Genomic DNA, 26,560 nt, shown 5'->3' with positions numbered 1-26,560 from the left:
CTTCACGTAAATTTTTCTATAAACTGTTCAGATTACCAAATGTCATAGCGAGCATTGGATTTATTCCAGTGTATTTCTTCTAAGTATTTTCTGACTTCATTTTTTTGATGATTTTTAAAAAGATTTAGGATTGTTTGATGTTCATCATTTGTCGTTTTCAACAAGTTTTGTATCGTTTCAGGAGTTATTCTTTTGTAGTTTTTTCCAACGAATATTTTTTTCTTATTTTTAAGTTCTTGTACCATCATTGAGTTTGTGCTTAGTGATATATATACATTATGAAAACTTTCTTGTAACTCATTGTATTTTGTATACAATCCATTTTTGATGGAAGAATACATACTATCTATTAAAAATTGCATAACAGAATAATCTTCTTGAGTTAATTTCTCACAGGTTTCGTATGCTATTTTTCCATCTAAGGTTCCAATAATTTCGTAAATATTTTCTACTTCTTCTTGAGAATATTGTTTTAATTTAAATCCTTTTCGAGGTTCTCTTTCTAATATATTTTCAGAAGCAAGTTGTAGTAAAGCTTCCCGGATTGGTGTGCGGCTTAGACCGACATTATCGGATAAAAATTGTTCAGTTATTTTATCAGTAGGTGTTAAATTGCCAAGGGTTACTTGTTCTGAAATAAAATTGTATACTTTTTCTTTAGGTTCCATATTTTCATTCCTTTCTACTATAAGTATTGCAAAAAAAAATAAAAAAAACAATAAAAAAGATTGAAAAAACAAATTGTATATTGTATACTATCTGTGTAGAAAAAATATAATAAAGGAAGAAGGAAGTAATATGTTTAAAAATGTTATTGTCAGAGTACCGTCTAGAACGGTTTGTGATGGTTTAACTAGTGCAAGTGAAGGTAAACCTATTTATGAAAAAGCACTAGTACAACACGAAAATTATGTTAGCGCTTTGACTAAAACGGGAGTTAATGTTACAGTGTTGGAACCTAAAGATGAGTTTCCAGATTCATGTTTTGTAGAAGATGTGGCACTCTGTACAAGTAAGTGTGTGATTATTACTCGTCCAGGTGCATTAAGCCGTCGTAAAGAGGCTGTACTACCGGATATGTTAGAAACATTGAAAAAATTCTATGACAATATTGAATATATTGAAGAGCCTGGAACTGTAGAAGCTGGAGATATTATGATGGTAGGTAATCATTTTTATATTGGGTTATCCGCTCGTACTAATGAAGAAGGAGCGAAACAAATGATTTCTATCCTTGAAAAGTATGGTTTAAGTGGACAAATGGTACATATGAGTGAAATGCTTCATCTTAAAACAGGACTAGCGTATCTTGAAAACAATAATTTATTAGTTGCAGGAGAGTTTAAAACAGCTCCTGAATTTGAAAAATATAATAAGATTGAGATTGACATGAATGAAGCATATGGTGCAAATTGTATTTGGGTTAATGATTATGTGATTGTGCCAGAAGGATATCCAAAAGTACAAAAAGCAATTGAAAATTTGGGTTATAAAGTGTTAGTAGTTGATACTTCCGAATTTAGAAAAATTGACGGTGGACTTAGTTGTTTATCATTGCGATTCTAACATTTAGATGGTAATTTGGTAAAATGTGTGATAGGCAATCAACTGTTAAAGTTGGTTGCCTTTTTTAATAACAGGAGGTGGAGGTAATGAAACAAGATGGTAAGTTGTCATTAATATCTCTTATTGGGATTATCATGAGTGCTATTATTGGAGCAGGGATATTTAATCTCATGAAGGAGATGGCGAGTGTGGCGTCAGTTGGCGCAACGATGATTGGTTGGATTGTTACAGGAGTAGGGATGGGTAGTTTAGCGCTTTGTATGCTAAAATTAAATACTGCTAGACCTGATTTAGATGCAGGAATTTTTAGTTATGCTAGGGAAGGGTTTGGAGATTATATAGGATTTAATTCAGTATGGGGATATTGGATATCCGTTATTATTGGTAATGTAGCGTTTGGGACATTATTATTTAGTGCACTTGGATATTTTTTCCCAGTTTTTGGGGATGGACAAAATATTGCATCCATTATTGGCGCTTCTGTTTTACTTTGGATTATTCATTATATGTTATTGAAGGGTTTGGACAAAGCCGCATTACTTAACGCAATTGTGATGTTGGCAAAACTTATTCCATTAGTTATTTTTTTAATTTGTATCGTTACTGCGTTTAAAATCAATTTGTTTGCTGCAGATTTTTGGGGAAATAATGTGTTAGATGCGGATTTGGGTAGTGTTGTTGAACAAGTAAAAGGAAGTATGTTAGTTACTGTGTGGGTGTTTATTGGGATAGAGGGTGCTGTCGTGTTCTCTGGTCGAGCAAGAAATAGATCCGATGTAGGAAGAGCAACAGTTTTAGCATTTATTGCTATTACAATCATATATGCAATGATAACAGTTTTATCGTTTGGTATTTTGACAAGGGCAGATATTGCATCTTTACCAAATCCTGCTATGGGATATGTATTAGAAAGTATCATTGGAAAAACAGGAGCAATAATAGTAAATGTTGGAGTGATTATATCAATTTTTGGTGCTTGGATTGCGAATACATTATTAGCTGAAGAGATTGCTTATCAAGCAGGTGTGCAGCAATTGTTTCCAAAATGTTTTACAATTGAAAATAAAAATGGTATGCCTGCTGTATCAACGTTTATTACAAACTTTTTAGTTCAATTACTTTTAATCTCATTTTTATTTACTAGTGAAGCTTATAGTGTTTTATCAAGATTATCTTCTGCAACTATTTTATTACCATACGCGTGCGTTGCTTTTTTCTTGATGAAAGAAATAGTGAGAAAGAAAATAAAGGCTCAAATAACTACAATCGCTTTAGGTTTGATTTCATCGATATATATGCTGTGGTTAATTATTTCATCAGGCTATGTGTATGTGGTTTTGACTATCTTAGCTTTATGTCCAGGAACATTAATTTATATATATGTAAAAAAATATTACAAAGAGAAAATGTTTACAGCTCCAGAGTATGTTATTTTAACTATAGTAGGGATATTATTTATATATGGTATATGTAATTTATCTACGCTATTAGTAGGTTGAATTTAAAGATATACATGAAAAACAGTTCGTTGTTAAGTTTGTTCGTTCTGAAAATTAAAAACATCCAGAAACCTATATGAATTAAGGATTTTGGATGTTTTTTTCTTGATGAGGTAGTTAGTGTGTGTAAACTCCAATGGTTCTGTAAATTCCAATATTAAGTGAGATATATTATTTTCTAATGAAGTCTAAAGATAGAATAGAGTAGTGTTTATAAATTTAACAACTCACGAAAGTTAAAGATTTGTTAAATTTATCGCTTTTAACAGGGATAATCGTTGTAGCTTTCTCCATTTTTTGCTACTATGGTACGTGCAGACTATTAGGATAGATACTTATTAGATTAAGGGAGTTAGAAATGAATATCGGAATTGATAAAATTGGATTTTATACACCACCATTTGCCTTATCTATGGAGGATTTAGCAGTAGAGCGTGGTGTAGAGCCAGCAAAATATACAGTAGGAATTGGACAAAGTACCATGGCAGTAGCTCCTGTGACTCAAGATATTGTCACAATGGGCGCAAATGCAGCAATTGGAATTTTAGATGAAGTAGATAAAGAAGCTATTGACATGATTCTTGTAGGAACAGAAACTGGGATTGATCAATCAAAATCTGCAGCAGTCTATATTCAAAAATTATTAGGATTATCGAATCGAGTTCGTAGTGTGGAATTAAAACATGCGTGCTATGGAGCAACAGCAGCATTACAATTAGCAAAAGGTCATATCGCTTTGAATCCAGAATCAAAAGTGTTAGTCATTGCAAGTGATATTGCAAAATATGGCTTGAAAAGTGGTGGGGAACCAACACAAGGAGCAGGGGCAGTAGCAATGATTGTTTCTGCTGAACCTCGTTTACTTCGTTTAGAAGATGAAACCAGCTTATTTACAGACGATGTCATGGATTTTTGGCGTCCAAATTATGAAGCCTATCCAATGGTAGATGGAAAATTCTCAAATGAACAATACATGCGTTTTTTTGCAGAAGTTTGGACGGATTATGCAGCACAAACCGGAGCTAGCTTGGCAGATTTAGAAGCAATTTGCTTCCACTTACCATATACGAAAATGGGATTGAAAGCATTTAAACCATTTTTAGAAGCATTACCAGAAGAAGAACAAGAACGATTAACGACTCGTTATCAAGAAAGTACAGCTTATAATCGTCATGTTGGAAATATTTATACCGGATCATTATTTTTAAGTTTTATTTCTTTAATTGAAACAAGTCCTGTATTAGTTGCAGGAGACCGTATTGGATTCTTTAGTTATGGATCTGGAGCAGTTGGAGAATTCTTTGTTGGAGAATTAGTAGAAGGCTTTGAAAAACAATTACGAGTAGAAGCTTATCAACAATTATTAGAGGCTCGTAAGCAAGTAACTGTAGCAGAATATGAAACATTATTTAGTCAAATGGTGGATGAAAGTGGCGAACAAACTTTCCAAGTGGAAGATGCAAGTCCATTTATTTTATCAGGAGTTCACCAACATCAAAGACAGTATAGAAAACAATAAATTGTACATGAAAAGACTTGGCTTCCATCAAGTCTTTTCTTTTTTTACGGTCTAGATTATGGTAGACTAAACTTATATGAAAAATGTAATAAGAGATTTTGCACGAAAGAGAAGGAGGGAAAAGGATGGCAAAAATTTTGATGATTAATACGGGTGGAACAATCGCAATGAGCGAAGACCATTCTACTGGGAAAGTATCTCCTAACGGAGAAAATCCTTTATTATCCAGTTCGCATTTGTTTCATTTAATCGGAGATATTCATACAGAAGATTTATTTAATTTACCTTCTCCTCATATACAAGAATCTCATATGATGCAATTAAGACAAAGAATTTTAACAGCTGTTGATGAGGGGTATACAGGAGTTGTAGTCACTCATGGAACAGATACTTTAGAAGAAACGGCGTATTTTCTAGAATTAACAACGAATTTATCTATCCCAATTGTGGTGACTGGGGCAATGAGATCAAGTAATGAAATCGGTTCGGATGGTTTAGCAAATTTACGGAGTTCCTTAATTGTAGCGGCTTCTCCAGAATCGAAGGATAAAGGAGTTGTAGTTGTGATGAATGATGAAGTTCATACAGCTACTTATGTGACAAAAACTCATACTACAAATGTCGCAACTTTCCAAACACCAACTTTTGGTCCTCTTGGATTAGTCTCCAAAAGTGAAGTAATTTATTTCCAACGCTTATTAAAACAAGAATACTATCCTATTGAAGAAGTTCAAACGGGAGTATATTTATTAAAAGCATATGCGGGAATGGATGGACTCTTATTCGATGCGATTTACGAGAACCAAGCAAAAGGGGTCGTTATTGAAGCACTAGGAGCAGGAAATTTACCGCCAGCAACATTGCCAGCCTTACAAAGATGTATAGAGGCAGGTATTCCAATTGTATTAGTCTCAAGAGCTTTCAATGGTGTCACGTATGATGTGTATGACTATTTAGGTGGAGGAAAGCAATTAAGACAGTCTGGTGTGATTTTTACAACAGGATTGAGTGGACAAAAAGCTCGTATGAAACTAAGTGTTTTACTAAGTTCAGGGAAATCATTAGAAGAAATTGAAAAAGCATTTGCATGCTAGAAAGAAGGATTAGAAATGGTAACAAAAATCGGAAGACGTGTTCGTGAATATGAAGGGAAACCAATTATTTACGGATATCCCTATGAAGATTTAGTCGCATGGTTTGAAGAAAATGGAGAGAAAAAATTCAGAGCAGGACAATTATGGGATTGGTTATATCGCAAACGTGTGACGAGTTTTGAAGAAATGACAAACTTATCAAAAGATTTAATTGCAAAATTAAATGAAACTTTTACATTCCCAGTATTAAATGAAAAAATTAAGCAACAATCAGCTGACGGTACTCGTAAGTTCTTGTTTGAATTAGCAGATGGATTATTGATTGAAACAGTATTGATGCCACAAGAATATGGTTTATCGATTTGTGTAACAACACAAGTAGGGTGTAATATTGGTTGTACTTTCTGTGCCAGTGGTATTATTGCCAAACAACGTGACTTAGTTGCTGGAGAAATTGTAGCGCAAGTAATGCACGTGCAACGTACATTAGATGAAGTAGCTCCTGGAGACCGTGTGAGTCATATTGTTGTCATGGGAATTGGAGAACCATTTGATAACTATGATAATGTCATTAAGTTCTTAAAAGTAGTAAATTCAGATACAGGTTTAGCGATTGGTGCACGTCATATTACAGTTTCTACTAGTGGACTTGCTCCGAAAATTTTAGATTTTGCTAAAGAAGGCTTACAAGTAAACTTAGCGTTATCGTTACATGCTCCTGATAATGATACTCGTTCTAAAATTATGCGTATTAACCGTAAATACCCAATTGAAGTGGTAATGGAAGCCATTAATGAATATATTCGTACAACAAATCGTCGTGTGACATTTGAATATATTATGTTGGATCATGTCAATGATTCTGTAGAGCAAGCGCAACAATTGGCGGATTTATTAGCGGATAAGAAACGTTTATCGTATGTAAACTTGATTCCGTATAATAAAGTTCGTGAGCATGATCAATATGAACGTAGTAGTAAGGATCGTGTAGTGGCTTTCTATGATGTATTGAAGAAAAATCATATTAACTGTGTGGTTCGTAAAGAATTTGGTCATGATATTGAAGCAGCGTGTGGTCAATTACGTTCAAGCCAAATGAAACGTGACCGTGACAGAAAACGTAAGAGCGAAGAAGATAAATAAGACAAATAAGATTTCGTTTATGTTTTGACGAATAAATCACTAAAATAAATTCATTCACCCTCATCTTTCAAGTAGAGATGAGGGTATTTTTTATGAATTCGTCTACTTTTTTCCATATCATATAGAAAAAAATTAACTGTTTGATTAGAAAACGCTGTCGTATAATAAAGATACCATCTGATGAGAATAACTGGAGTTAGGAGGGAACGATGAGGAAAAGAGAATTAGTAAAAATTTTAGAAAAAGAAAATTTTGTTTCATTAGAGCAATTAGCTAGTAAATTAACAGTTTCTACGAGAACCATTCGAGAAGATATCAAATCTATCAATCAAGAATCTTTATCTTTTAATATTAATCGTTCAAAAACTAGAGGTTATTACTTAGTAATTGAAGATATGGATCAATATAGAATGACACTAGAGGAATGGTCGAAGGAACGTTTTGAAGGTAAAAATAATAGGATACATTCGATTATTGTTTTTCTATTATTACATAATAATTTTGTAACTAATAAACAATTAGCAGAAATTTTCTCGATTAGTATTGGACAGGTAAAAAAAGATACTATAAAAATAGCAGAGCGATTAGAAAGTGAAGGATTGTTCTTAGAAAGAAAATCACATTATGGGGTAAAAATTACTGGAAATTTATATGACAAATTTAAGCTTTTGGAAAAATATTCTAAAGGTTTGCAATCTTATATTGTTGAAAAAATACAGGGAATTATTACTCCAAAAATTGAATCAGAAATAACGCAGTGTACTGTGCTGATTTGTCAAGCATATCAATTGAAAATAGATGGAGAAATAGCTAAGTTAATTCAAAGATGGTTAGAGATAATATTAATTTATTATCAAGAAAATGGTTTATCTCTAGAGAAGTTGGACATGGAAGAAATTATTGTTATAAGGAATATTTTAAATAAATTTGAATTGATTAAACACTGTGATTCATATTCTTATCTTTTGTATCAATTGTTATTAGACTATCAATCTAATCGGTTATTTCAACAAACAGAGTTAAAAACGTTTTTATACATATTGTATAAAGAAGTGGATGATAAGTTTAATACAAATTTTGTGAATGATATTGATTTTATGCGAATGATTCAGTTACATATAGCGTTTATGTTAGAGAGAAAACAAGTCAATGATTTCCAGGAAAATTTTATTATCAAAACTATGGAAAGAGAATTTCCGGCAATAATGAATGCTGCGATTTTTGTTGTTAAAAGAATTGAAAGTAAGTATCAGGTTGTTATTAATCAGGAAGAAATAGGCTACTTAACTTCTCATATGGCGGTTTCTTATGAAAAACAAAACGAAAGAAGAAATAGAAAATATTACAGAATAGGATTGGTTTGTAGTTCAGGAGGAGGAATTGCACAATTAATGTCTTTAAAATTCACTAGAATTTTTCCAAATTCTGAAATAAAAAGTTTCACAATTTACCAAAAAGAAGAAATCACGGAGTTTAATCCAACATTATTGTTTTCTATTACACCATTAGATTTAAATATTAATTGTCCAGTCATCCAAATTGGAGAAATATTAGGAGAATTAGATTATTTTAGCATTCAAAATAATCTTGAATTATTAACGGAACTAGGAACGTTAGTAGATAGTAACGAAAAGTTTATAGATATGATATCTTCAGAGTATTTTTCAATTAATAATTTTGAAGATTATGAAAAATTATTGCATCATGTGGCTGGAAAAATAGAAAGTAGCATGAATATTCGAGGGTATGAAAATTCTATTTTAGAAAGAGAAAATTATGTATCCACAGTCTATGAAAATGGAATTGCTATCCCTCACCCAATGAATATGAATAGTTCAGAAAATATTATCAGTGTAACATTGTTGCCAAAACCTATATTTTATAAGCAAAAGAAAATTAAAGTAGTGTTCATGTTAGCTTTAAAATCAGGGCAAGTAGAGTTGCATCAATATTTATCAAAAAAATTGTATGGGCTAATGCAACATAGATCATTGGTGAGTGAGTTGTCAAAATGTCAAAATTTTCAAGAGTTTATAAAATTAATAAAAATATATCTTTAAAGGAGTGAGTTTAATGGATGAACAATTTTTGGGTAAACTTTCAAATGCAGATGCCTTGGCTGGTGATGAAGAGGAAGTGAGAGAACTTATCAGGAAAAGATTAGCTCATTTAGAATTAAGCGAGCAAGTAGATGGATTAGGAAGTATTATTTTTGGGAAAGTCAATGCAAAAAACACAAAAAGTGTTATGTTGTGTGCTCATATGGATGAGGTTGGATTTTTGGTGAGAAGTGTAGATCCTTTTGGTTTACTTCATCTAATGAAGGTAGGGGGAGTACAAAATTATGGTCAATCTTATCAACATGTTAGAGTGACAACGAGGGATAGAAAAAAAATACCAGGGATTACATTTGCAGAGTATAAAGATAATATTGTTGATTATGTATTTGCAGATGTAGGTGCTAATAGTCAAGAAGAAGTTGAAAAAATCGGGATTAGTATAGGAGATATGGTTACATTTTCAACGAACTTCCAAAAATATTCAGTGGAAAATATATATTCTGGAAAAGCAATGGATAATCGATTAGCTTGCTATATTTTATGCTCTTTAGCTGAAAAATTAGAAAATGTTTCTTTACCATATAATTTGTATTTTGCATTTACAAGTAGCGAAGAAGTGGGAATTAGAGGTGCTAAAACGGCTACTCAATTAATAAATCCAGATATTGTGTATGTAATTGATGTCGCTACCGCTTCAAACCAATTAAAACGAGACCATTCTAATAAACGACAAGTTGGAAAGGGGCCTATGATTACTTTATTTGATAGAACTCTTTCGCCAAATCGAAAAATGGCAAATCATTTCAGAGATTTTGCATCAAATCATAAAATTCCACTTCAAGAAGATATGTTTAATATGGGTGGAACGGATGGTGGAGAAGCTCATAAAGTGAATCAAGGGAAACCGACTTTGGTAACGATTGTTCCAGTGAGATACGGACATTCTACAACATCTTTGGTTAGTTCAAGTGATGTAGATTTAATGGAAGAGCTATATTATAGGCTGTTGAAAGATTTAACGGAAAAAAATATTTTTGAGTTTGAAAACTTTTAAGAAAGGATTTGAAATAAATGAATGAACAGGAAATTATACAAATTATAGCAAACTCTGGTGAAAGTAAAATGAAATCATTTGAAGCATTAAAATGTGTGAAAAATAAAGATTTTAAAAAAGCAAAGGAGCTTCTTAAAGAATCTAGATTGATTGATTTAGAGGCTCATAATGCACAAACTAAAATTATTGCTCAGGCATTAGACCCAGAAGCTAAAGATGCAGTTACGTTATTAATGGTTCATGCACAAGACCATTATATGACTAGTCAACTTGCGAGAGACTTAATAGAAGCTTTAATAGATGTTTTTGAAGATGATAATAAATAGAAAGGATTTGATTTTATGAAAATTTTATTATGTTGTGCAGGTGGATTTTCAACTAATATGTTAATGCAAAATATGAAGAAGGTTGTTAAACAAAGTGAAAAATTAAATGAAGAAGACTTTGATTTTACAGCAATTCCTGCAGATTCTTTAGAAGGTATTGTAGAAAATTGGGATATTGTGTTAATAGGACCACAAATTGCCCATAAAATAGATTTTATTCATTCAGTTATTGATCCATTAGATATTCCATGTGCTGTAATTGATAAAGATGTATATGGTCAAATGGATGGAGCGACAGTAATGAAATTAGCTTTAGTAACGTATAAAAAACATCAATTATCGAAACAAAAATAAAAAGGAGTGACTGTGATGTTTGATAAATTTTCAGAATTCATGAATCGTTTTTTCTTGCCTCTTGCAAGAAAAGTTGATAATCAACCACATCTTAGCGCTATTAAAGCGGGAATGGTTGCGATGACACCATTTACAATTCTAGGAAGTTTTTTTGCAATATTACCAGCTTTACCTAACATGTTAGGTGAAGAAAATGCAATTAGTCAATTTATTACTAGTAACGCAGAATTATTTGATTTGCCAGTAACTCTTTCAATAGGATTGATTGGATTGTATGCGTGTTTAGCTATTTCTTATAACTTAGGTAAATACTATAAATTATATATTCCAGGTTGTATGACTTTAGCTACATTTGCATTTTTATTTATGGTTGCAACGTTTAACGAACAAGGTCATTTGATGTTGAAAAATTTGGGAGCTAGAGGTTTATTTACAGCCATGTTAGTAGCCTTAGCTACAGTGGAGTTATATAATTTCTGTAAAAAACGTAATTTAACGATTCGAATGCCTGAAGGTGTTCCTGATTTTGTATCTCAATCTTTTGAACTAATTCCAGTAACTTTAATTGTAGGTGGCACATTCATTGCTTTACGTTTTGTATTTTTAAATGTTATTGGAGAATTACCTCCAACAATTTTAACACGATTTTTAACTCCGTTAGTCGGTAGTATGGATAATCCTTGGGCAGTTTTATTGTTAAATTTTGCGATTTGTACAATTTTCTTCTTTGGTATTCATTCATCAGTATTTAGCCCAATTACTCGTCCGATAATGGTAGCTTTTATTGCTGAAAACATAGCAGCAATGCAAGCAGGTGAACCTCTTCCTCACTTTTTTACTGCAGGAACTTCAAGTGCATTCTTTGGATTTACAGGATGTGGTATTAGTATTGGATGTATTGTAGCTTGTATGCTATCAAAAAATAAGAGATATCAACAAATCGGAAAAGTTTCTCTTTTCCCAGCTTTATTTGGTATTAATGAACCTATTTTATTTGGTGCACCAATTATTTTGAATCCAATTATGTTTATTCCTCACGTTTTTGGTGGTGCTATTATTGGTACGTTTCCAATGTTTTTGATGCACTGGGGACTTTTAAATAAACCAATTTTTGACCCTCCTTATGTAGGTATTTTCTTAGAAGGATTTTTAACAAATGGAGATTGGCGAACAATTATTGTATGCGCAATTCAATTAGTGGCATCAGTTGCTATTTATTGGCCATTCTTTAAAATTATGGAAAAACAAGATGAAATTGCAGCGTTAACACAAAATAACAAAGAAATATTTACAAAAGAAGAAGAAAATCTTTTAGATGATTTAGATTTAGATTTTTAGGTGAGTAATATGAATAAAATTGACAATATTAGAAAGTTAATAAAAACCAAAGAGTTAGATGCAATAGTAATTACGAATAAAACTACTAAACAATATTTGGGAGCTGTAACAGGAAGTGGCTCGATTTTGGTAATTACGTTAGATGAATGTATTCAATTCATGGATGGACGATACCAAAATGAAATTTGTAGAATCGAAAATGTTGTTAATAAGGTTTTACCTAATAGAGATTACTATACACCTATTATTGAGTTTTTTAAAAAGAATAACTTCATAAAAATAGGAGTTGAAAATGAAGGGATTTCTATTCAAAAATATTTATTACTTTCTGAAAAATTTGAAATTCACCAAATAGGAGAAGAAATTGTAAAAATCAGAATGATTAAAGACGAAGAGGAAATTCGTAAAATTCGAATTTCTTGTGAATTAACAGATCAAATTTTATTGCGTGTTTTACCTCAGATTAGAGTGGGGATGACAGAAAAAGAATTAGTAGGGATTATTTACAATGAATGTTTTAAAATGGGTGCTGATAGATTATCATTTGAACCTATTGTAGCGAGTGGTTGGAGAGGTTCTCTGCCACACGGAAGACCTACAGATAAAGTTATTCAAAAAGGTGAGCTTGTAACTATTGATTTTGGTATAGTCTTAGATCATTATCAATCTGATATGACTAGAACCGTAGGAATAGAATTTGTAGAGAAAGAATTAGAAAATATCTATAATGTTGTACAAAAAGCTCAACAAGCTTCTGTTGATTTTGTTCAACCCGAAGTAATCGCAAATAAAGTAGATGAAATAGCAAGAAATATTATAACTGAAGCTGGATATGGAGAGTTTTTCACACATGGATTAGGTCATGGAATAGGAATCGGTGGAGATTATCCGATGATGAATGCTACTAGTAATACTGTTTTACGTGAAAATATGGTTTTGACTTGTGAACCAGGAATTTATATTCCAAAATTAGGTGGAGTAAGAATTGAAGATGTTGTTTGCGTATTATCGGATAGAGGAGAGGCGCTTACGAAAAGTGATAAATCATTAATAATGGTGGGATGAAAATGAATCAGTTTGATAAGGAATTTGATAGGAGCATAACAGGAACTAGAAAGTGGAATCCTGATTTACTTAAAGAAAAAAATCCAAGAGGTAATAATATTATTGCTATGGATTTAGCTGATATTGATTTTGAATGCGCTCCTTCTATTAAGGAGGCGTTAGTAAACAGAGCCTTAATGCCAGATTATAGCTATACTTTTGTCCCAGATAGTTTCTATGATGCTGTTATAAATTGGAACAAAAAATATTTTAACTTAGATATAAAGAAAGAATGGGTGCGTCTAACTTTTGGGACGATATCAGCGTTGCATAATATTGTCCAAGCATTAACTGATGTAGGTGATTATGTAATGATTCATACACCTGCTTATGCTCCCTTTGCCGAATCTGTAATTAATAACGGAAGAAAATTAATCTGTAACGATTTGATTTTGGCAGAAAATCGTTATTATATAGATTTCGCTAAAATGGAATCTGACATAATAAAGTATAATGTAAAGTTGTTTATACTGTGTAATCCACAAAATCCGTCTGGGAGAGTCTGGACAGCTCAAGAGTTGAATCAATTGGGGAACATATGTAAAAGAAATCAAGTATATTTGATTTCTGATGAAATTCATCGAGACGTTGTTTTTTCAAATAGTAAATTTATTAGTTTATGGAATGCAAATGATAAGGTAATGGATTCAAGTGTTTTATGTGTGTCTCCAAATAAAGGGTTTAATTTAGGTGGGTTGAAGACATCCTATATAGTTATCCCAAATGAAAGTTTGCGGGAGAAAATTTATGCTAGGTTATCTGCAAATTATGTCACTTCCCCTCATGTTTTTGCAGTTCCAGCAATAGAAGCTGCATATAGATATGAACATGAATGGTTAGAAGAAATGGTAACTTACATTGAAGAAAATCATAATTATGTTGAAGATTTTATTCAAAAGAACTTACCTAAATTTAAATTGATGAAGGCAGAATCTTCCTTCTTAGTGTGGATTTATGTAGGGGATTTTTTGAAGACAGAAGAAGAAATTAGTACTTTTTTTCAATATGCAAACCTTACAGTAGTATTAGGTAGCTATTTTGTGTCTAATGCTGAAGGATTTGTACGATTAAACATAGGGATGCAAAGATATAAGCTGGAAGAAGCATTTAATAGAATAAAAACAATGTATGATTTTTATAAATAGTCTCAATCACCCTCATCTTTCTAGTGGCGGTGGGGGTGACTTTCTGTGTATTGATTCATACTATCTTCTGATTGAAATTAGGAGAAAAACGTATTAATATGAGTACGAACAACAAGACCAGTTAAATGGGGCTGTTTTGTATGTTCACCTAGTTAAAAATATTCTATAGTGATATAGAAGTGTAATTGAAGCACATTACACTGCTTGGCAGAATTTAAGAACTGTTCCTCAGAGATAAGCCTAAGAAGCACAATGAGGAGTTAGTCGTGAAAATACAACTAATCGTTTGCTCCTGTTGGAGAGTTTCCAACCGTGCTTATTTTTTGCTTTTGGAGAGCATTAAAAATTGTAGAATGAATATAGTTTTAAAGGCACCTTTTAGGGTGCTTTTTTTGTTTTCCGACCAAAAAACGCCACTTTTAGAAAGTGAACCGGTTTCAAAGTTGTAACATTTCAATTTTATACGAACAAAAGTTAAAGAGAAATTTAAGGTAATGTTACAAAAAGATGTCAAATGTAACGAAAAACGTATGTTCGCATCAGTTTTCTGTAATCTAAATATCAAAAAAAGTCAATTTATTTAAAGAGCCTTAACAAAACACGTGAAATCAACATTTTGCTGTTTTTTCATGTTACAGTAGTTACATCAAATAAAACCGCATTTGGGAATTTTTAGCGGTAGATTCTCGAAACGAAATTTTTAGTAGAGAGTCGGAAAGGATATTTATGAAATTTACACTAAAGAAGACGGTGTTGGCAACAATCGCAGTAGCTTTTCTAGGAATTTCAGGAATGACAACTTCAACAGCTAAGGCTGATGGATGGGTAGCACGTACTACAGACGAAGTAAAAGATGAAATTATTCATAATGATGAAGGAGTACAAGAGTATACAGTTAAATATGGTGATACATTATCTGTTATTGCTGAAGCAATGGATGTATCATTAGAAGATTTAATTCGTGTCAATGATATTCAAAACGCTAACTTAATTTATGCAGGAACAACGATTAAGTTTTCTGCAGATAAACAAGAAGTAGTCGTGAAAACGGAAGAAGAAGAGCATACTTATAAAGCAGAAGATAATACAGAAGTTGTAGAAATGAAAGCAGTAGAGCCAACTCCGCAAACAGTCACTTCACAAGAAGTACAAACTACTACAGCTTCATCAACAGAAGGTTACACATTAACGGTTGAAGCAACAGCGTATTCATACGCAGAGCCGGGATTATCAAATTATACAGCAGATGGAACAAATTTAGTGAATGACCCAATGGTAATTGCAGTAGATCCTCGAGTAATTCCTTTAGGAACTATGGTTGAAATTCCAGGATACGGAGTATTTCGTGCAGCTGATACAGGTGGGCAATTGTTGGAAATAAAATTGATGTTCACTTTACAACACTAGCAGAAGCAAATAATTTTGGACGTCGTACAATTACGATTCGTATTTTAAAATAAGCATGTATAAAGAAGATTGGATGAAAATCCAGTCTTTTTCTTTTATGGAAAAAATAATAAGAATAAGAAATTATGAAAAAAAATAGAAAAAACTATTGTCTTTTTTTTAAAAGCTAGGAAATATGTTGAAAATATGGTATATTGTTGGAAATGTAATATTTAGTAGTATGACAGGAGTGGAAAGAATGAAAAAAACTATGATGGGGATGTTAGCGGTAGCATCAACTTTAGCGTTAGCAGCGTGTTCGAATAATCAATCAGCTGTAGCGACTTCAAAAGCAGGGAATGTTACCCAAGAAGAGTTGTATAAAGCATTAAAAGCGACGGCAGGAGAACAAACATTACAACGATTAGTGTTACAAAAAGTTTTAGAAAATGATGCAAAAGATAAAAAAGCTTTAGAAGAAGAAGCAAAAACAGAAGTTGCAAATCAAGTAAAACAATATGGTGGAGAAGATGCTTTAAAAGCAGTATTAGCTCGTAGTGGATTTACTTCAGTGGATGCTTACCGTGATACAGTTTACTTAAACAAATTAATTACAGCAGCTGTTAAAAAAGCGAATAAATTTAGTGATGAAGAAGTTCAAAAATATTATGATTCATGGGAGCCAAAAGCAACAGCTCAACATATTTTAATTGGTGTCGCTCAAAATGCATCTGATGAAGATAAAGCTGAAGCGAAGAAAAAAGCTGAAGATATCATTAAACAATTAAAAGATGGCGCTGATTTTGATACTTTAGCAAAAGAAAATTCAACAGATAAAAGTACGGCAGAAAATGGTGGGAAAGTTGGACCATTTAAACGTTCTGACATGGTAAAAGAATTTGCTGATGCAGCTTATGGCCTAAAAGTAGGATCAATCACAGAAGAACCAGTATTAACTCAATATGGTTACCATGTGATTAAATTAGTCGACAAACCTGAAAAAGGTTCATTAAACGATGTACGTTCTACATTAGAAGAGGAATTATTAGCTGAGAAATTAAAAGATAAAGCTACCATTCATTCAGTAGTTTCTTCATTAGTGAAAGATGCAGATGTGAAAATTACAGATGATACATTGAAAAATGCTTTGAAAGATTTTTCTGATAACACACCAAATGTAACAGAACAATCGCAAACAACAGAGAATTAGAAATTCTATTAGGAGTAGGGAAAAATCAAAAAAAGTATTTGATTTTTCCTACTCTTTTTTATACAATTCATCTTGACAACAACTGGAAAGGAAGGATACCATGAGACTTTCATGGAAATTAGTAGTCAGTGTATTAGCAGTGGGATTCATGGGCTGTGCTGGGCGTACAGAAACTTTTAACCAAGCTGATATGGTCAATGTTTCTAAAAATGGTGAATCAGCTGTGACATCAAAAGTTGAAGAAACAACGACAACGGTTTCCGCAACTAAAGAAGGAAGCACTACTACCGAACTCAATGCATTAGCAAAAGAAGCGATTAAAGAGATTGAAACGAAGAAACAAGTCTTACTGGATAATCACTACACAATATTAGTTCAAGCTCAGACAAAAGATTCGATTGATATTCATATTCGCCATCAACAACAAGGTGGAACAAGTAGTTTCGGATTTTTCCGATTTACACAATCAACGAAAGTTTTAGAAGAGATGGACCCAGTAACGGGAGATTATAAACCAGTAAAATAATTTTTAGGGAAGTGTTGTTATGACAAAAAAAGTAGACTTAGATTGGAAAAATTTAGGCTTCGGCTATATTAAAACAGACTATCGTTATATTAGCTATTATAAAGATGAACAGTGGGATAATGGAGCTTTAGTAGAAGATAATGTACTTCATATTAGTGAAGCATCAACAGCACTTCATTATGGACAACAAGCTTTTGAAGGATTGAAAGCTTATCGTTGTAAAGATGGTAGCATTAATTTATTCCGTCCAGACCAAAATGCGGCACGTTTTGCACGTTCTTGTACTCGGTTATTAATGCCAGAATTTCCTCAAGAACGGTTTGTTGAAGCGATTAAGGAAGTTGTTCGTGCAAATGAACATTGGATTCCACCATATGGAACAGGTGGAAGTTTATATATTCGTCCATTAATGATTGGGGTAGGCGATACAATGGGAGTAGGCCCAGCTCCAGAATATATTTTCACTATTTTCGTGATGCCAGTTGGAGCTTATTTCAAAGGTGGCTTAACACCAACGAGCTTTGTAGTGAGTGAATATGACCGTGCCGCTCCTGTAGGAACGGGTGCTGCAAAAGTTGGAGGAAACTATGCAGCTAGCTTATTACCTGGTAAAGAAGCTAAAAAACGTCAATTTAGTGACTGTATTTATTTAGATCCATTAACACATACTAAAATTGAAGAAGTTGGAGCTGCGAATTTCTTTGGAATTACGAAAGATAATCAATTCATTACTCCATATTCTCCATCTATTTTACCAAGTATTACAAAATACTCATTATTATGGTTAGCGGAACACCGTTTAGGAATGGTTGTAAAAGAAGCAGATATTTATGTAGATCGTTTAGATGAATTTACAGAAGCTGGAGCTTGTGGTACAGCAGCGGTTATTTCACCAATTGCTGGAATCCAAAATGGAGATGACTTCCATGTATTCTATTCAGAAACAGAAGTAGGACCAGTGACTCGTCGTTTATATGACGAATTAGTAGGAATTCAATATGGAGATGTAGAAGCTCCAGAAGGTTGGATTCAAAAAGTATAATAAAAAATTAACGAAATAAAAATCCTGTCAGTAATGTTACCGACAGGATTTTTGATTTTGAATGATTATCTTGCAAAGCCGACAGCTTTTTCCATTTTACGAAGAGTTTTAGAAGCAACAGCGTTTGCTTTTTTAGCTCCTTCATCTAAGATTTCATCTAATTGTTTAGAGTTTAGTAATTCATAGTAACGTTTTTGGATTGGTTCCATCACTGCTAGAATCGCTTCTGCTAAATCAGTTTTGAATGCTCCATATCCTGAATCTTTATAAGTTTCTACTAAATCTTCAATACTACGGTTTGAAAATGCGCTAAAGATTGTTAAAAGGTTTGAAATTCCTGGTTTTTCAGTTGGATTGTATTCAATGACACCACTTGAATCAGTTACAGCGCTCTTAATTTTTTTACGAATGGTTGCTGGTTCATCTAACATACTAATGTATTCTTTCACATTGGCATCTGATTTACTCATTTTTTTCGTAGGAGTTTGTAAGCTCATAACACGTGCGCCTGCTTTTGGAATAAATGGTTCAGGCATTTTTAATAATTCATTACCATTTCCATAACGGCTATTAAAACGAGCTACGAAGTCACGTGTTAATTCCATATGTTGTTTTTGGTCTTCCCCAACAGGAACAACTTCAGCATTGTATAAAATAATATCTGCTACCATTAATGGTGGATAAGTTAATAAACCTGCTGATACAGATTGTTGTTTTTGAGATTTATCTTTGTATTGTGTCATACGTTCTAATTCTCCAACACCTACATTACATTGTACAATCCATGCCGCTTGAGCATGTGCTGGCACTTCAGATTGAACGAAAATCGTAGATTTTTCAGGATCTAATCCAATGGCTAAGTATAAAGCAGCTAGTGAACGAGTTTGTTCTTTTAATTTTTTAGGGTCTTGTGGAACCGTAATCGCATGTTGGTTTACGATACAGTATGTGCAATCATATTCGTCTTGTAAGGCAACGAAGTTTTTCATCGCACCAATGTAGTTTCCAATGGTTGGAATGGCTGAAGGTTGTACTCCAGAGAAAATTTTCTTTTTAGTCATTTGTATTCTCCTTTAAATTTCAATCAATTAGTCTTATTATACCGTATTTTTTGAAAATTTACACAAAAAATATTTCCTATAAAAGGATAAGCTTAAAGTAGTAAAATGAGATAATTATCGGAATAATACGGAAATGTGAAAAAGGATATTGCTTGACAAAAATTAAAAAAAGATTAAGCCTTGAAATAATCAGGTTTTAATGAAATAGATTTAGGGACTCTTAAAAAAATAATTTGTGAAAAAATGAAGAAATCACGAAAATTGTATAGATTTTATTCTAAAAATAATATATAATATAAAACGTGATGAGCCCATCTAAACTAGCTCATCGAGAAGGAGCGATTTCATGGTTACATTATACACATCACCAAGTTGTACTTCATGCCGTAAAGCACGCGCATGGTTAGAAGAACACACTATCGCATATACTGAAAGAAATATTTTCTCAGAACCATTAACAATTGACGAAATTAAAAACATTTTACGCATGACGGAAGATGGTACAGAAGAAATTATTTCAACACGTTCAAAGGCATTCCAAGAATTAAATTTAAATTTAGATGAAGTTCCTTTGAATCAATTATTCGTTTTAATTCAAGAAAACCCAGGCTTATTACGCCGTCCAATTATGTTGGATGAAAAGAGATTCCAAGTAGGATATAACGAAGATGAAATTCGCCGTTTCTTACCTCGTGAAGTAAGAGCTTTTGAATTAGAACAAGCACAAAGATTAGTAAATTTTTAATGATAAAGGCACTGTAGAAATTTCTACAGTGTTTTTTTATTTTATAAAAACCCCCCTTTTTGCTTGAAAAAAATAGCATAAGAGTAGTATGATGTAGAATACAAAAGGAAAAGGAGATGAGTATATGTTTTTAACAAAAGACATGACTGATGAGTTCCGTCAAAAATTTCAATCTGACGGACAAAAGAAAGTTGCACAACATGCAACTGTAAAAAATGGGATTCACGCTTCTAGCCAAAATGTAGAAGCAATCGTGAAAAACCCGCCCGTTTATTCCATTGATTTGGAACATGGAAAGGTGGCAAACCAAAAACAATCTGGGAGATGTTGGATGTTTGCTGCACTAAACACGTTCCGTCATAAAATCTTTAATGAGTTTAAGCTAGAGGAATTTGAACTTTCTCAAAGTTACACTTTTTTCTGGGATAAATATGAGAAGGCGAATTTCTTCCATGAGAATATTTTAAAAACGGCTCATGAAGCTATTACAAGTCGTAATGTTGCCTTCTTACTTCAAACACCACAACAAGATGGCGGACAATGGGATATGATTGTTTCCATCTTTAATAAGTATGGTGTCGTACCAAAGGCAGTAATGCCAGAAAGTTTTAGTAGTTCAGCTTCTGGAGAGTTGAATAAATACTTAAATAAAAAACTTCGTGAAGATGCGAAGGTTTTAAGAGATTTAGTAGCAGGGGGAGCTACTGAAGAGAAAGTCTTGGAAGTTCGTAAACAATTGATGAAGGAAGTCTATGATTTACTAGCCATCAGTTTAGGAACTCCACCAGAAGTGTTTGATTTTTCTTATCGTGATAAAGATAAAGAATACCATCACTATGAAAATTTAACACCACAAACATTTTATAAACAGTTTGTAGGGTTAGATTTAGATCAATATGTATCGATTATTAATGCACCAACAGCAGACAAACCATACAACCGTTCTTATACTGTTGAAATGTTAGGAAACGTTGTTGGAGGAACTCCTGTAAAATACTTAAATGTAGAGATGGATACTTTCAAGAAACTTGCGATTCAACAATTAGAACAAGGCGAATCGATTTGGTTTGGTTGTGATGTGGGACAATTCTCAGGGCGTGATACTGGATTAATGGCAATGGATCATTTTGATTTGAAAGGTTTATTGGGGTTAGATTTCAAACTTTCTAAAGCAGATCGCTTAGAATATGGAGAAAGTTTAATGACTCATGCCATGGTATTAACTGGGGTCGATTTAGTAAATGGAAAACCAACTCGTTGGAAAGTAGAAAATAGTTGGGGAGAAAAATCTGGGGTCGATGGATTCTGGATGATGTCAGATGAATGGATGGATGAGTTTACGTACCAAATTGTGGTTCGTAAGGAGTTCTTAACAGCTGAGCAGTTAGCTGCATTTGATTCTGAACCAATCGTATTAGCACCATGGGATCCGATGGGTTCGTTAGCCTAATATGAAGGCGGAAATGACTTTTTGCGTGTAAGGATGAGAGTGCGTAAAAAGTGAAGTAGTAACTGGGGGATTTGATGAAAAAGTATGGAAATCAAAAGATGGAAGAACAACAGAGATTACTCTTATGATTGAAAGAACCACATTGGAAGACAAATTAAGATTTTTTGGCTCTGTTGTAATTGGGTTGTTCGACAAATCCTGTTGGTGAGAAATTACCGACAGGATTTTTTACATGCAAAAAAGAGAAATCCGAGTTATGATTAAGTCGACTAAAACAAATCAAAGGAGGATTTCTCTCATGGACTATTGTATACGAAAATTACTAAGATTAACAGAAGAAAATTTTATTACGGATGAAAATTGGTTAGAAATCGTGACAGAAAATAATGAAATAGTTCATAAAATTAATGGAACTTGGACAAATACTTGTACTTCTTGTCTATATTGTTCTAGCGAAAATGTGATGAAACATTCTCCTATGGAACATAAAATTAGAATTCCACACCTATTTGGACATAAGACTATTTTAGACCTTAAAGTACAACGATTCATCTGTAAAGATTGTCATAAAACATGGGTTGCAGATTGCCCTCTTGTTCCAAAAAATAGTAATATTTCTTATGATTTAGAGTGTCAAATTATGTTGTATTTAAAAGAAAACTTCTCTAGAAAAGCAATCGCTAAACTCCTTTCAATTTCTGATAAGACTGTTGAAAGAGTGATGAAAAAGTTTAAAATAAAAACAATGCAGCAGTATCATTATTTACCTAAAGTGCTTTGTTTAGATGAATTTAGAGGCGTTAAAACGCAACAAGGGAAAATGAATTTCATTTGTTTAGATGGAGAAAATCGCCAATTAATTGATATTTTGCCTGGTAGAACACTTCATGAAATGATTTCATTCTTTATGAAGTTTTCTCGTAAACAACGTTTAAAAGTAAGATATTTAGTGATGGATATGAATGCTTCTTATCAAAACCTTATTAAAACAGTATTTCCAAATGCTGTTATCGTAGTAGATCGATTCCATATCGTTCAACATATGAATCGTAATTTTAATCAACTGCGCATTGTGATTATGAAGCAATTCTCTCCTAAATCAACACAACAGAAGACATTAAAGCGATACTGGAAAGTACTCTTAAAGCCTAGTGATGAATTAGATGAAGAAAAATTAAGGTACAATTATCACTTCAAAACCTATCTTACTCAAGCTCAATTGGTAGAAAAATTATTGAGTTTTGACGAAGTGTTATCAGATGCATATGATTTCATTCAAGAACTTAGAAAAGCCTATAAAAAGAAAAATTACGAGGCATTTATGACATGTATAAAGGAAATTCCAAAACAATTACCTTATGAATTTAAGAAGAAGTTTGAAGTGTTTAAACGTTTTAAGAATGGGATTTATCAAGCTTTTACGACAGGATATTCCAATGGAGCTATTGAAGGAACGAATAATCTCATTAAAGTAATTAAACGTGTTGCATATGGATATCGAAATTTTGAGAATATGAAATTAAGAATCAAGATTATTAAAGGTTGTTTCTTTACCCCGGTCAATAGAAAGTCATTATGAGTTAAAAAAGTATGTATAGAGTCGTTTTAACTTGACAATGAGCCTCCATGGGCATGTTGAATTGGGGGAAGCGAAAAATAATATCAAATTTCACAGCCCCCAAACCGCTAATCGCGGATAACATGCCCCTGCTCATTATAAAGTTAAAACTAGATTTCGTTCATAGTTATGTTTGTGGTTGATTGTTAAATCGATTAAATCGTTACTTTTCTTCCACCTTGTTCATTTAAAATGAAAGACTTAATTTGGTGTTAAATTTGATCCACCAACAGAATTTGTCGATGAGCCTGTAATTGTAGCTTTTGTATATTATTTCTTTTTTAGGTAAGATGCGTAGAAAGGTAGAAGTATTTTGACTTCTGCCTTTTTTCTTTAATGCACCAAAAATCCTAATAAAAATTTAACCATTTAGATACAAGAGTTTTTAGGGAGAATATGGTATGATAAATGCGTTATGGAAGGGAGAGAAGATTGTGGAAGTGATAAATATGTTTCAAACAGCGTTAGAAAGTCAATGGCAGAAATTACCAACGTATCGTTTGTTAGTCATAGGAGAATCTAAAGTTGGAAAAACAACGTTAATTCAATCTTTATTTGATTTAAATAAAAATGAAAGTATTCCACAATTCCAAGTGGATGAGTATTCGCTATTAGAGAAACTGCAAACGTCATTCGATTATGATGTTTGTATTTTTTGCCTGAATGGTTCTAGCAATCAGTTTTCACTTGAGACTAAAGAAATATTATTGAAAATTACAAATCAACTTCCAACGATTGTTGCTTTAACGCAGTCTATTGGAACAAAAGCTGAACAATTTCAAAGTCAATTAGTCGATTTATCTCTTCCTGTAAAAGGAATCATTAATGTCATGGCAAAGGCTTATCCAATTTATGAATCGGTACACCTTCCTTCGTTTGGATTAGAAGAATTGTTGGATTTATTATTAGAATGTGCAACAGGGACAAAAGCAGAAACACTAGTGAGTTTGCAAAGGATTGATGGTAAGAAAAAACTTCAATTGGCGAAACAGACAGTGGAACGTGAAATGAATACGATTTTTCAAGCTTCTACTGATGCACGTCAAGTGTTCAGACAAATCGTTGGAATTTTAGGGCAAGCTTATGCGTATTTTGGAAATCAAACTGAAGCAACTCGAGTGATGGAAGTGCTGGAAAATCTTTATCAACGAAAATTTCAATCGTATCAAGAATTATGTTTTGTTCATCAACAATCGTATTATTTAGTAATGATGCTAAGTGCTTGTTGTTATAGTGGAATTGAAATGATGGCATTATTATCGAAAAAAGATCATTCCTTTACGATTCAGGAAAGTAGTATGTTATTAGAAACAAAAATCGCAAGTCGGATGAAGCAAGGAAAACAAAATGCTGAAGTTCAAGCGTTTATCGCAAAAAATAGATTAGAACTTGAAGAACAGACCGCCCAAAAACCAGTCGTTCATGTGCCGATGAAGAAGAAAAATATATTCCAACAAATGAAAAAACACTCTCGTCAGTTTGTGCATCGCTCGCTAGATACGTTTAGTAAATGGGCGAGAAAATAAAATTTATAAAGCAATAGTGTTTTTAAGAAAAGTAGGATACAATATAGAGGATATGACTGAATTTGAATAGGAGGAAGAAATATGTTTAAAGATGTGAATGAACAAATTTTAAAATTAATCGAAAAAAATAGTCGCTTAACAACAGAAGAAATTGCGACTTTATTAGCCATTGAACCTGAAGAAGTTCAACGTAGAATTAAAGAATTAGAAGAACAAAAGGTCATTTGTGGTTACCATACATTAATTAACTGGGAAAAAACAGATGATGTGAATGTATCTGCTGTTATCGAATTAAAAGTAAATCCTCAACGAGGAATGGGATTTGATCGCATTGCAGAAAAAATTTATCACTTCCCTGAAGTAGAAGATTTATATTTAATGTCTGGTGGATATGATTTTATGGTGAAATTGAAAAAAGCACCAATGAGAGATATTGCTGCGTTTGTATCTAGTCGCTTATCAGTTATTGATGAAGTACAATCTACGACAACCCATGTTGTATTAAAACAATATAAAGATCATGGCACAATGTTTGTTGGTAAGAGTGGAGATAAACGGATGGTGGTTACTCCATGATTGAATCATTATTAAGTCATAAAGTAACAGGAATTAAACCTTCAGGTATTCGTAGATTTTTTGATATTGCGAACGAATTAGAAGATGTCATTAGTTTAGGGGTAGGGGAACCTGATTTTGATACTCCGTGGCATGTGCGTGATGAAGGGATTTATTCTCTTCAAAAAGGAAGAACTTTTTATACCGCTAATGCCGGGTTGAAAGAATTACGTCAAGAAATTTGTCGTTATATCGAACGTAAACAAGGCGTTACTTATAATCCAATGACGGAGACTCTTGTAACGATTGGAGGAAGTGAAGCAATTGATTTAGCCATGCGTGCTTTATTGAATCCAGGAGATGAAGTGATTTTCTGTGAACCTTGTTATGTGTCATATTTACCATGTATTGTACTATCGAATGGTGTACCTGTAAGAATTCCTTTAAAAGAGGAAAACCAATTTCGCTTAACACCGGAAGAACTAGAAGCAGCGATTACGCCAAAAACAAAAGCAATCGTTCTTTCTTTCCCAAATAACCCGACAGGAGCGGTGATGAGTCGTGAAGACTTAGAAGCGATTGCTGCAGTGATTCGTAAACATAATGTTGTCGTAATTTCAGACGAAATTTATTCTGAATTAACGTATACGGGAGAGCGCCATGTAAGTATTGTAGAAATTGAAGGCATGAAAGAAAGAACGATTTTAATCAATGGATTCTCGAAAGCTTTTGCAATGACAGGATGGAGAATGGGGTACGCTCTAGCTCCTGAAGTGTTGATGAAACAAATGATTAAAATTCATCAATTCACGATTATGGCAGCACCAACAACAAGTCAATATGCAGGAATTGATGCATTGAAAAATTGTGATGATGATGTCATTGAAATGAGAGATAGTTATAATCAACGTAGACGCTACTTATTGAAGAAAATGGAAGAATTAGGCATTCCATGTTTTGAACCATTTGGAGCTTTCTACATCTTCCCAAATATTTCTCAATTTGGAATGACTTCTGAAGAATTTGCAACAAAATTAGTGCAAGAAGAACGAGTAGCCGTTGTTCCAGGATCTGCCTTTGGTGAAAGTGGAGAAGGATTTGTTCGTATTTCTTATGCATACTCATTAGATAGTTTGAAAAAAGCCATTGAACGTTTAGAAAGTTTTATTCATAAATTAAGAAATGGTGAAATTTCCTAAAATAAAACTCCTGTCATCATGAAGTGTGTACTGCACCCCA

The 26,560-nt window shown here is 32.8% G+C and carries 23 protein-coding genes and 1 pseudogene; 22 read left to right on the top strand and 2 right to left on the bottom strand.

The features are described 5' to 3' along the window. Nucleotides 1-32: 32 nt before the first annotated feature. Nucleotides 33-668, bottom strand: coding sequence for a GntR family transcriptional regulator (locus LK443_RS01125; RefSeq protein WP_227931808.1), 636 nt, complete (start codon nucleotides 666-668; stop codon nucleotides 33-35). Between the two features lie 130 nt (nucleotides 669-798). Between LK443_RS01125 and LK443_RS01120 the strand changes: the two genes are divergently transcribed. From LK443_RS01120 to LK443_RS01045, 16 genes and pseudogenes are all read left to right on the top strand, one after another. Next, complete coding sequence (locus LK443_RS01120; RefSeq protein ID WP_227931807.1) at nucleotides 799-1,566, top strand: dimethylarginine dimethylaminohydrolase family protein; 768 nt, start codon at nucleotides 799-801, stop codon at nucleotides 1,564-1,566. An 86-nt stretch (nucleotides 1,567-1,652) separates the two neighbouring features. Next, nucleotides 1,653-3,065, top strand: coding sequence for a basic amino acid/polyamine antiporter (locus tag LK443_RS01115; protein ID WP_227931806.1), 1,413 nt, complete (start codon nucleotides 1,653-1,655; stop codon nucleotides 3,063-3,065). Between the two features lie 358 nt (nucleotides 3,066-3,423). Then, complete coding sequence (locus LK443_RS01110; RefSeq protein WP_227931805.1) at nucleotides 3,424-4,584, top strand: hydroxymethylglutaryl-CoA synthase; 1,161 nt, start codon at nucleotides 3,424-3,426, stop codon at nucleotides 4,582-4,584. A 125-nt stretch (nucleotides 4,585-4,709) separates the two neighbouring features. Then, nucleotides 4,710-5,678 carry an asparaginase gene (locus LK443_RS01105; protein WP_227931804.1) on the top strand — a complete coding sequence of 323 codons (969 nt, stop codon included), beginning with the start codon at nucleotides 4,710-4,712 and terminating at the stop codon, nucleotides 5,676-5,678. A gap of 15 nt (nucleotides 5,679-5,693) precedes the next feature. Next, complete coding sequence (gene rlmN, locus LK443_RS01100; protein ID WP_227931803.1) at nucleotides 5,694-6,821, top strand: 23S rRNA (adenine(2503)-C(2))-methyltransferase RlmN; 1,128 nt, start codon at nucleotides 5,694-5,696, stop codon at nucleotides 6,819-6,821. A gap of 209 nt (nucleotides 6,822-7,030) precedes the next feature. Beyond that, a complete protein-coding gene (locus LK443_RS01095; protein WP_227931802.1) occupies nucleotides 7,031-8,881 on the top strand; it encodes a BglG family transcription antiterminator in 1,851 nt (616 codons plus the stop codon). 13 nt (nucleotides 8,882-8,894) lie between these two features. Beyond that, complete coding sequence (ypdE, locus tag LK443_RS01090; protein WP_227931801.1) at nucleotides 8,895-9,935, top strand: aminopeptidase; 1,041 nt, start codon at nucleotides 8,895-8,897, stop codon at nucleotides 9,933-9,935. Nucleotides 9,936-9,952: 17 nt separating this feature from the next. Further along, complete coding sequence (locus LK443_RS01085) at nucleotides 9,953-10,261, top strand: PTS lactose/cellobiose transporter subunit IIA (RefSeq protein ID WP_227931800.1); 309 nt, start codon at nucleotides 9,953-9,955, stop codon at nucleotides 10,259-10,261. Nucleotides 10,262-10,276: 15 nt separating this feature from the next. Beyond that, nucleotides 10,277-10,615 (top strand): PTS sugar transporter subunit IIB, encoded by a 339-nt coding sequence (locus tag LK443_RS01080; RefSeq protein ID WP_227931799.1) that lies wholly within the window; start codon nucleotides 10,277-10,279, stop codon nucleotides 10,613-10,615. A 15-nt stretch (nucleotides 10,616-10,630) separates the two neighbouring features. Beyond that, on the top strand, nucleotides 10,631-11,953 hold the full coding sequence (locus LK443_RS01075) for a PTS sugar transporter subunit IIC (RefSeq protein WP_227931798.1): 1,323 nt from the start codon (nucleotides 10,631-10,633) through the stop codon (nucleotides 11,951-11,953). Between the two features lie 9 nt (nucleotides 11,954-11,962). Beyond that, on the top strand, nucleotides 11,963-13,018 hold the full coding sequence (locus LK443_RS01070) for an aminopeptidase P family protein (RefSeq protein WP_227931797.1): 1,056 nt from the start codon (nucleotides 11,963-11,965) through the stop codon (nucleotides 13,016-13,018). Between the two features lie 2 nt (nucleotides 13,019-13,020). Further along, complete coding sequence (locus LK443_RS01065; RefSeq protein WP_227931796.1) at nucleotides 13,021-14,202, top strand: MalY/PatB family protein; 1,182 nt, start codon at nucleotides 13,021-13,023, stop codon at nucleotides 14,200-14,202. Nucleotides 14,203-14,928: 726 nt separating this feature from the next. After that, nucleotides 14,929-15,662 (top strand): annotated as a pseudogene (locus LK443_RS01060) (3D domain-containing protein). A gap of 185 nt (nucleotides 15,663-15,847) precedes the next feature. Further along, nucleotides 15,848-16,798, top strand: coding sequence for a peptidylprolyl isomerase (locus LK443_RS01055; RefSeq protein ID WP_227931794.1), 951 nt, complete (start codon nucleotides 15,848-15,850; stop codon nucleotides 16,796-16,798). A gap of 100 nt (nucleotides 16,799-16,898) precedes the next feature. Beyond that, nucleotides 16,899-17,324, top strand: a complete 426-nt coding sequence (locus LK443_RS01050; RefSeq protein ID WP_227931793.1) for a hypothetical protein — start codon at nucleotides 16,899-16,901, stop codon at nucleotides 17,322-17,324. Nucleotides 17,325-17,343: 19 nt separating this feature from the next. Beyond that, nucleotides 17,344-18,366, top strand: a complete 1,023-nt coding sequence (locus tag LK443_RS01045) for a branched-chain amino acid aminotransferase (RefSeq protein WP_227931792.1) — start codon at nucleotides 17,344-17,346, stop codon at nucleotides 18,364-18,366. 65 nt (nucleotides 18,367-18,431) lie between these two features. Here LK443_RS01045 and trpS read toward each other — a convergent pair whose 3' ends face one another. Continuing rightward, on the bottom strand, nucleotides 18,432-19,427 hold the full coding sequence (trpS, locus tag LK443_RS01040; protein ID WP_227931791.1) for a tryptophan--tRNA ligase: 996 nt from the start codon (nucleotides 19,425-19,427) through the stop codon (nucleotides 18,432-18,434). A 346-nt stretch (nucleotides 19,428-19,773) separates the two neighbouring features. Here trpS and spxA point away from each other — a divergent pair, with 346 nt between their 5' ends. The 6 genes from spxA (at nucleotide 19,774) to LK443_RS01010 (ending at nucleotide 26,520) form a co-directional block, all read left to right on the top strand. Then, nucleotides 19,774-20,172, top strand: a complete 399-nt coding sequence (gene spxA, locus LK443_RS01035) for a transcriptional regulator SpxA (RefSeq protein ID WP_227931790.1) — start codon at nucleotides 19,774-19,776, stop codon at nucleotides 20,170-20,172. Between the two features lie 124 nt (nucleotides 20,173-20,296). After that, the gene (locus LK443_RS01030) at nucleotides 20,297-21,622 is read left to right on the top strand and encodes a C1 family peptidase (RefSeq protein ID WP_227931789.1); all 1,326 of its coding nucleotides are present in this window, start codon (nucleotides 20,297-20,299) and stop codon (nucleotides 21,620-21,622) included. A gap of 232 nt (nucleotides 21,623-21,854) precedes the next feature. After that, nucleotides 21,855-23,201, top strand: a complete 1,347-nt coding sequence (locus LK443_RS01025; RefSeq protein ID WP_227931025.1) for an ISL3 family transposase — start codon at nucleotides 21,855-21,857, stop codon at nucleotides 23,199-23,201. Between the two features lie 440 nt (nucleotides 23,202-23,641). Then, nucleotides 23,642-24,766 carry a hypothetical protein gene (locus LK443_RS01020; protein ID WP_227931788.1) on the top strand — a complete coding sequence of 375 codons (1,125 nt, stop codon included), beginning with the start codon at nucleotides 23,642-23,644 and terminating at the stop codon, nucleotides 24,764-24,766. 81 nt (nucleotides 24,767-24,847) lie between these two features. Then, nucleotides 24,848-25,342 carry an Lrp/AsnC family transcriptional regulator gene (locus LK443_RS01015; protein WP_227931787.1) on the top strand — a complete coding sequence of 165 codons (495 nt, stop codon included), beginning with the start codon at nucleotides 24,848-24,850 and terminating at the stop codon, nucleotides 25,340-25,342. Further along, nucleotides 25,339-26,520 carry a pyridoxal phosphate-dependent aminotransferase gene (locus LK443_RS01010; protein ID WP_227931786.1) on the top strand — a complete coding sequence of 394 codons (1,182 nt, stop codon included), beginning with the start codon at nucleotides 25,339-25,341 and terminating at the stop codon, nucleotides 26,518-26,520. Before LK443_RS01015 ends, LK443_RS01010 begins: the two co-directional genes overlap by 4 nt. Nucleotides 26,521-26,560: the final 40 nt, after the last annotated feature.

The organism is Granulicatella elegans (assembly GCF_020735385.1).
In the GTDB taxonomy this organism is placed as follows: domain Bacteria; phylum Bacillota; class Bacilli; order Lactobacillales; family Aerococcaceae; genus Granulicatella; species Granulicatella elegans_B.
The sequence above is the reverse complement of the archived record's forward strand: the minus strand, read 5'-3'. Positions and strand labels throughout refer to the sequence as shown.

Bases quoted from the DNA above. Each gene is read 5' to 3' on its own strand.
- LK443_RS01010 (WP_227931786.1), top strand. From the start codon at position 25,339: ATGATTGAATCATTATTAAGTCATAAAGTAACAGGAATTAAACCTTCA.
- LK443_RS01085 (WP_227931800.1), top strand. From the start codon at position 9,953: ATGAATGAACAGGAAATTATACAAATTATAGCAAACTCTGGTGAAAGT.
- trpS (WP_227931791.1), bottom strand. From the start codon at position 19,427: ATGACTAAAAAGAAAATTTTCTCTGGAGTACAACCTTCAGCCATTCCA.
- LK443_RS01075 (WP_227931798.1), top strand. From the start codon at position 10,631: ATGTTTGATAAATTTTCAGAATTCATGAATCGTTTTTTCTTGCCTCTT.
- ypdE (WP_227931801.1), top strand. From the start codon at position 8,895: ATGGATGAACAATTTTTGGGTAAACTTTCAAATGCAGATGCCTTGGCT.
- LK443_RS01125 (WP_227931808.1), bottom strand. From the start codon at position 668: ATGGAACCTAAAGAAAAAGTATACAATTTTATTTCAGAACAAGTAACC.
- LK443_RS01015 (WP_227931787.1), top strand. From the start codon at position 24,848: ATGTTTAAAGATGTGAATGAACAAATTTTAAAATTAATCGAAAAAAAT.
- LK443_RS01115 (WP_227931806.1), top strand. From the start codon at position 1,653: ATGAAACAAGATGGTAAGTTGTCATTAATATCTCTTATTGGGATTATC.
- LK443_RS01055 (WP_227931794.1), top strand. From the start codon at position 15,848: ATGAAAAAAACTATGATGGGGATGTTAGCGGTAGCATCAACTTTAGCG.
- LK443_RS01045 (WP_227931792.1), top strand. From the start codon at position 17,344: ATGACAAAAAAAGTAGACTTAGATTGGAAAAATTTAGGCTTCGGCTAT.
- LK443_RS01065 (WP_227931796.1), top strand. From the start codon at position 13,021: ATGAATCAGTTTGATAAGGAATTTGATAGGAGCATAACAGGAACTAGA.
- LK443_RS01110 (WP_227931805.1), top strand. From the start codon at position 3,424: ATGAATATCGGAATTGATAAAATTGGATTTTATACACCACCATTTGCC.
- LK443_RS01095 (WP_227931802.1), top strand. From the start codon at position 7,031: ATGAGGAAAAGAGAATTAGTAAAAATTTTAGAAAAAGAAAATTTTGTT.
- LK443_RS01030 (WP_227931789.1), top strand. From the start codon at position 20,297: ATGTTTTTAACAAAAGACATGACTGATGAGTTCCGTCAAAAATTTCAA.
- LK443_RS01080 (WP_227931799.1), top strand. From the start codon at position 10,277: ATGAAAATTTTATTATGTTGTGCAGGTGGATTTTCAACTAATATGTTA.
- LK443_RS01120 (WP_227931807.1), top strand. From the start codon at position 799: ATGTTTAAAAATGTTATTGTCAGAGTACCGTCTAGAACGGTTTGTGAT.
- LK443_RS01070 (WP_227931797.1), top strand. From the start codon at position 11,963: ATGAATAAAATTGACAATATTAGAAAGTTAATAAAAACCAAAGAGTTA.
- rlmN (WP_227931803.1), top strand. From the start codon at position 5,694: ATGGTAACAAAAATCGGAAGACGTGTTCGTGAATATGAAGGGAAACCA.
- LK443_RS01020 (WP_227931788.1), top strand. From the start codon at position 23,642: ATGATAAATGCGTTATGGAAGGGAGAGAAGATTGTGGAAGTGATAAAT.
- LK443_RS01025 (WP_227931025.1), top strand. From the start codon at position 21,855: ATGCAAAAAAGAGAAATCCGAGTTATGATTAAGTCGACTAAAACAAAT.
- LK443_RS01050 (WP_227931793.1), top strand. From the start codon at position 16,899: ATGAGACTTTCATGGAAATTAGTAGTCAGTGTATTAGCAGTGGGATTC.
- spxA (WP_227931790.1), top strand. From the start codon at position 19,774: ATGGTTACATTATACACATCACCAAGTTGTACTTCATGCCGTAAAGCA.
- LK443_RS01105 (WP_227931804.1), top strand. From the start codon at position 4,710: ATGGCAAAAATTTTGATGATTAATACGGGTGGAACAATCGCAATGAGC.